The sequence below is a fragment of the Campylobacter sp. RKI_CA19_01128 genome (genome assembly GCF_025771175.1).
GTDB lineage: Bacteria > Campylobacterota > Campylobacteria > Campylobacterales > Campylobacteraceae > Campylobacter_D.
Genome location: NZ_JAKMPU010000042.1, coordinates 1 through 523 on the forward strand (window position 1 = coordinate 1; position 523 = coordinate 523).

Sequence of the window (523 nt, forward strand, 5' to 3'; positions counted from 1 at the left end):
TCTTATAGAGGACAAATTTTTATCTTTAATAAAAAAGATAATAGATGTCGCTCTAAAGACAAATTTTTTGGTTTAACTGGTGGTGGTTGCTGTGATAAAGATAAAGTATTTATAGGGCTTGTACCTTGTAAAGAAGATGAAAAAAGCTAGCAAAACTCAATAAGCAAAATAGATGTGTAGAAGTTGGTGAATATTGCTCTAAAAAAATTAAATTCATAGGTTGCATTCAGCATAAAAAAACACATTGTTGTTTTAATTCAAAATTAGCAAGAATATTTAATGAACAAGGATGCCCACAAATTAAAAGAGGTTGGGGTTCTCCAAAGAGTCCTGATTGTAGAGGATTTACTCCAGAAGAATTTCAAAAGTTAGATTTTAGTGAAATAGATTTAAGTGAATTTATTGCTGATATTGTTGGAAGTATTGATGTAGATAAAATACAAGCTGATTCTATAAAAATACAAGAAAAGATTGAAAGTAATCTTGAGAATTTAACAAGAAAACCTACTAATTAAAAAGAAAA

1 pseudogene is annotated in these 523 nt (G+C 27.9%); it reads left to right on the forward strand.

Annotated features, from left to right (window positions below):
* Positions 1–203: 203 nt before the first annotated feature.
* Positions 204–515 (forward strand): annotated as a pseudogene (gene traN / locus L8U98_RS08205) (conjugal transfer protein TraN); the annotation flags it as partial.
* Positions 516–523: the final 8 nt, after the last annotated feature.